The sequence below is a fragment of the Dolichospermum sp. LEGE 00246 genome, assembly GCF_015207865.1.
GTDB lineage: Bacteria > Cyanobacteriota > Cyanobacteriia > Cyanobacteriales > Nostocaceae > Dolichospermum > Dolichospermum heterosporum.
Window position 1 is genome coordinate 1 of record NZ_JADEWA010000346.1, and the last position, 5,876, is coordinate 5,876.

The 5,876-nt window shown below is 40.7% G+C and carries 4 protein-coding genes; all 4 read right to left on the reverse strand.

Annotated elements, in window-relative coordinates; all coding sequences use genetic code 11:
- Positions 1-65 precede the first annotated feature (65 nt).
- Entirely contained in the window at positions 66-1,277 is a 1,212-nt protein-coding gene (locus tag IQ228_RS19270; protein WP_027403383.1) for a glycosyltransferase family 4 protein, read from the reverse strand.
- 128 nt (positions 1,278-1,405) lie between these two features.
- Entirely contained in the window at positions 1,406-2,416 is a 1,011-nt protein-coding gene (locus IQ228_RS19275) for an NAD-dependent epimerase (protein ID WP_027403384.1), read from the reverse strand.
- Positions 2,417-2,427: 11 nt separating this feature from the next.
- Positions 2,428-3,705: a nucleotide sugar dehydrogenase gene (locus tag IQ228_RS19280; RefSeq protein ID WP_193963980.1), complete on the reverse strand. Its 1,278-nt coding sequence runs from the start codon at positions 3,703-3,705 to the stop codon at positions 2,428-2,430.
- Between the two features lie 37 nt (positions 3,706-3,742).
- A complete protein-coding gene (asnB, locus tag IQ228_RS19285) occupies positions 3,743-5,707 on the reverse strand; it encodes an asparagine synthase (glutamine-hydrolyzing) (protein ID WP_193963982.1) in 1,965 nt (654 codons plus the stop codon).
- Positions 5,708-5,876 lie beyond the last annotated feature (169 nt).

Sequence of the window (5,876 nt, forward strand, 5' to 3'; positions counted from 1 at the left end):
AACCTAAATTTGTAGGGGTTTAGCATTGCTAAACCCCTATTTATAGAATCAAACTTAAACTACTTCTACATCAATATTTCTTCTATCTGACGAGGGAGATTAGAAATAGGTAATCCCTGCGCTTTTAAAATTCGCACATATTCCTGATCTAGCGCATTCCAAATATCTTCTTGGCGGAATTCTTGCAAAACCCGCTCTCGTCCAGCCAAACCATGTTGTTGTCGGAGTTCGGAATTAACCACATAATGACGAATTCCTTCGGCTAAAGCTGACCCATCATGGGATGGTACAAGTGTCCCTGTTACTCCACCTTCAACTGCATCTATGCAACCAGGAATCTTGGTGGCGACTACAGGTAGTTTCATGGCCGCAGCTTCCAGAGGGACATTAGGAAAGCCTTCACGATAAGTTGGTAAAGTAAACACATCCATTGCCGCGTACAATGGCGGGGTGTGATCTTTGCCCCCTGTTGCATGGATGCGATCGTCAGTTTGCAGTATTTCCTTGGTTTGAGCAGATATGGGGTCTTGAGATTCAAAATACCCAACTAGGAGTAAATGCAAATTGGGAAACTCTGCGCGGAGAATTTTCCAAGCTGCAACTAATTCTTCCACACCTTTATCGCGGACAATCCGACCGACAAAGCCAATGACAATGGCATCATCAGGAATACCATATTGTTGACGAACTTCTTTTCTGGTCTGAGGTGGTAGATTAGCGGGATTAAAGCGATCGCTTGCATCCACCCCATTACTACTTCCTCCACCTAATACGGTAATCTTTTCCTGGGGACAAAGACCCTCACTAATTGCCACTTCTCGCAGGGAATGACTCACACAAATCACCTGATGTGCCAGTAAACAGGAAACCTTTTCACTCCATGATAGTAGGATGCGTTTATATCCTGTTGCTGTCATTAAGGGCAATCCCCGAATATGATAAATTCTCACAGGTACTTGTGCTAACCAAGCCGCAATAGTTCCTAATAATCCACCTTTAGGAGTATGGGAATGTACTATCACAGGCTTGATAGTGCGGATTTGTTGCCAAATTTGCCAAATAGCCACAATATCCTGGAGTGGTGTGATCCGTCGGGGCATTGTCACCGTGTGGAATGGTATATTTTCACGGGAACTAACTTCTTCTACAGCTTCTCCAGGTGAGGATAGAGCATGAATATCATATCCTCGTGCTTTCATATAAGCAATCTGTCCACGAAAAAAGGAAAAGGTTTCGGGAACGGTGGTAATGTGCAGCAATTTAATTTTTTGTGACATAGAAAGGTAGGTATTTCTGGCGTTGCTGAATTAAGATATGAAAATCAAAAATTCCATTTCTCTTACTCTTACTCTTTGCGCCTCTGCGTGAGATAAATTCATACTTTCATTCGCCAACGCCGGATTTTTTAAACTTGGTAATATGACCGATACCATTTCACAAATCGCTCGATTCCCTCCTCAATTGAGGTATTCGGTTTAAAACCCACATCTGTCACTAAGGCATCAACATCGGCATAGGTTGCTGGTACATCACCAGCTTGCATGGGGAGCAAATTTTTCTCTGCTTTCATTCCCAAGCAATTTTCTAAGGTTTCGATAAAGTGCATTAATTCCACCGGCTGATTATTACCGATATTATAATTTTTGTAGGGGGCATAACTTGTGGCAGGATCTGGGGCATTTCCTGACCAGTTGGGATTTGATGCAGCCACGTTATCAACAACACGAATTACGCCTTCTACAATGTCATCAATATACGTAAAATCCCGCCTCATTTTCCCGTAATTAAAAACATCAATTGGTTGTCCTGCTAAAATTGCTTTGGTAAACAGAAATAATGCCATATCAGGACGACCCCAAGGACCGTAAACTGTAAAAAATCTTAATCCTGAAGCTGGTAAGCCATACAAACTACTGTAGGTATGTGCCATTAATTCGTTGGCTTTTTTGGTAGCTGCGTACAAACTTACGGGATGATCTACATTGTCGTGAACGGAGAAGGGAGTTTTTGTATTTGCACCGTAAACTGAACTGGAAGAAGCAAATACTAAATGTTGAACGTTTGTATGCCGACAACCTTCGAGAATATTCACAAATCCCACTAAATTACTATCTACATAAGCATGGGGATTTTTTAATGAATAACGGACTCCGGCTTGGGCAGCTAAATTGACGACTTTATCAAAACTAGATTGAGCGAATAATTTAGGGATGCCTTCTCGGTCTGCTAAATCCAATAAATGAAAGCTAAAATTGGGGTTCGCTAAAAGTTGCTCTAATCTGTCTTTTTTTAAGGTAACATCGTAGTAATCGTTGAGGTTATCTAAACCTACAACTTGATCACCTCTTTCTAGTAAGCGTTGGCTGAGGTGAAAACCAATAAAACCAGCCGCACCTGTAACTAAAATTTTCGCCATAATTTCACCGTTTATAAACTCCAATAATTAATATTTGTCGGTATATCCCCAGGTTCAAATATTGATTTTATATCCATGAAGATTCCCCCTGGACGAATGTGAGCAAATAGTCTCTCTGCTGGCATTTCTAAATATTCTTGATGGGGAACTGCTAAAATTAGGGCATCAAGATATGTAAGTTCTTTCCAATCAGATAATTGAATCCCATATTCATGGACTGCATGACTATTTTCCGCTAAAGAGTCATGTACTAGGGGGTCAATCCCAAATTGTTGCAATTCATGAATGATATCGGGAATGCGACTATTTCTTAAATCTGGGACATTTTCTTTAAAGGTAAGTCCCAAAATCCCCACTCGCGCATTTTTGATTGTCACATTGGCTTCTACAAGCAGTTTCACCAACCGACTACCCAAGAATTGACCCATGTTGTCGTTAATCCGTCGTCCCGCGAGAATTACCTGGGGATAATAGCCAACTTGTTGGGCTTTGGCTGTGAGATAGTAAGGGTCTACACCGATGCAGTGACCCCCGACAAGACCTGGAGTGAAGGGTAGAAAATTCCACTTTGTCCCCGCAGCCGCTAAGACATCACGGGTGCGAATATTCAGGCGATCGCAAATTATTGCTAGTTCATTCATCAAGGCAATGTTAAGATCCCGTTGGGTATTTTCAATGACTTTTGCCGCTTCAGCTACTTTAATGGATTGGGCGCGGTAAACACCAGCGTCAACAACAGCACCATATACATTAGCGATTTGTTCTAATGTTTCCGGGTCTTCACCTGCGACTACTTTAACAATTTTTTCTAAGGTATGTGTTTTATCACCTGGGTTAATTCGTTCGGGTGAATAGCCCAATTTGAAATCAATACCCTGTTGTAAATCAGATACCCGTGCTAGAACAGCACCACAAACTTCTTCGGTGACTCCTGGATAAACAGTGGATTCATAAACTACGACATCACCTTTTTTAAGGACTTTACCAATGGTTTCTGAGGCTTTAATCAGTGGAGTTAAATCAGGAACACGGTTATTATCAATTGGCGTAGGGACGGCGACAATAAAGAAGTTGCAATCAGCTAAATCAATTGGATCACAAGTTATTTTGAGAGATGTATTTTTGAGTTCATCACTAGTAACTTCTCCTGTAAAATCTATGCCTTGATTTAATGCGGTAATTTTCTCTTGATTAATATCAAACCCAACTGTATTGGGAAATTTTTTTGCAATTGCTAAAGCCACAGGTAACCCAACGTAGCCAAGACCAATGACTGCGATATTATTCATGTTTTTATTTTCTGAATGGAATTTGAAAATTTTTTATTTATTCAGCAAGCCCTAATTGGTTTTCAGCTAACCAAGCTTGGAACATCAGTACATCCCAAAGATAATATTGCCAGTTGAATTTGCCAGTTTGGTGTTCATCCCACTTTTGCCGAATTGGTTGAGGATTGAAATAGCCTTCTTGTCTCAATCGAGACTCATTCAACAAATCTTCTGCCCATTCTCGTAATGGTCCACGCAACCAGCTATCAATGGGAATACCAAAGCCCATTTTGGGACGCTCGATTAATTCTCTGGGTACGTATTTATACAAAAGCTGGCGTAATAACCACTTCCCTTGATTACCACGTATTTTCATGGATAAGGGGATTTGCCAAGCAAATTCTACAACCCGATGGTCTAGAAAAGGTATGCGACTTTCTAGACTCACACCCATGCTGGCACGATCTACTTTCACCAAGATGTCATCTGGTAAGTAGCTGATTAAATCCAAGTACATCATACGTTCTGTGAAATCTGGTAGGCTGTCCGACAAATTGCGCTCATTCAAAACTGTGCTAAGTTCAGAACTACCAATAACAACTTCCTCTGACGCTTGCCAATGGGATACTAAACCCGCATACATAATATCGGGGTTGGGAACTGCTAAAATGCTTGCTAACTTATGTAATTTATAACCGGAAGCTTCTACTTTAAGCTTTGTAGGCAACATGGCATCTACAGATGCAAAACCTTGATTCCAAGTTTGGGGGGAAACACTTGTTAAAGCTTTTGCGGTGGAATGACGAACTGTTTTCGGTATCCAGCCTATTTTCTGCCAAATACTACGTCCCCAAAAATAGCGATTATATCCAGCAAACAATTCATCACCTGCATCACCGGAAAGGCTGACAGTCACATGATTTCTAGCAAGTTGAGATACTAAAAATGTGGGAATTTGGGAAGAATCAGAAAACGGCTCGTCATATAAACTGGGTAGTTTGGGTATAACTGCTAGTGCTTCATTTGCCGTTACATAAAATTCTGTATGATCTGTACCCAAATGCTGGGCTACAGCTTTAGCATATTGAGCCTCATTGTAAGCATCTTCATAAAAACCAATACTAAAGGTTTTTACAGGTTGATGGCTTTGAGCTTGCATGAGAGCTACGACTATAGAGGAGTCAATTCCCCCAGATAGGAATGCACCCAAAGGCACATCTGCCAGCATTCGCATTCCCACTGCATCTTTTAATAATCCCTCTAGGTTTACTATAGCTTCATTCTCTGAGCCTGTGAAGGGATAAGCAACACCTGATTCTGCTACAATTTTTGCCGACCAATAGGCCACTGGTTGGGGGTGAGTTCTACTCCCATTCCAACTGAGGAGAGTCCCAGGGGGTAATTTATAGATACCTTTATAGATGGAATAAGGGGCAGGAATATAGGAAAAACGCAGGAATAAAGCCAAAGCATCGCGGTTGATTTCTGGCTGAAAATCAGGATGGGCTTTAAAAGCTTTTAATTCCGAAGCAAATATAAAAGTATCACCACACCAACCATAATATAAAGGCTTTTCACCAATGCGATCGCGTCCCAAATGTAAAATGCGTTCTGCTTTGTCCCACAATGCAAACGCAAACATCCCATTAAATCGTTTGGTTGCTTCTATAACCCCCCATTCGCAAAAACTAGCTAACATTACTTCCGTATCAGAATGACCTCTAAAGTTATATCCAAGGCTTTGTAACTGCTTTCTTAATTCCGGAAAATTATAAACTTCACCATTGAACACGATTACATAGCGACGATTAGCAGAGATCATCGGTTGATGTCCTTCTGGTGATAAATCTACTATAGATAATCGTCTGTGTCCTAGAGCTATCCCCACCTCTTCATCAATCCAAATTCCACCATCATCAGGACCACGATGAATCAGAGATTGGCACATATTTTCGACGATATTGCCAATTTCTTCACTAGATAGTTGTTTTTCAGTGGTAAAAAAACCAGTTATTCCACACATTTATTGAATTACTCCTTCAAGAAATATATAAATTTTTAGAGGTTATTTCTTTGGCGTGATATATGCAGAAAAAGATCAAAATTTCACTAAGTGAGAATAAATAAATTCTGGATTTTTTTGAATTACAGCAAGTTATCATCAACCCCGGAACAAGAACCCCACCCCCAAC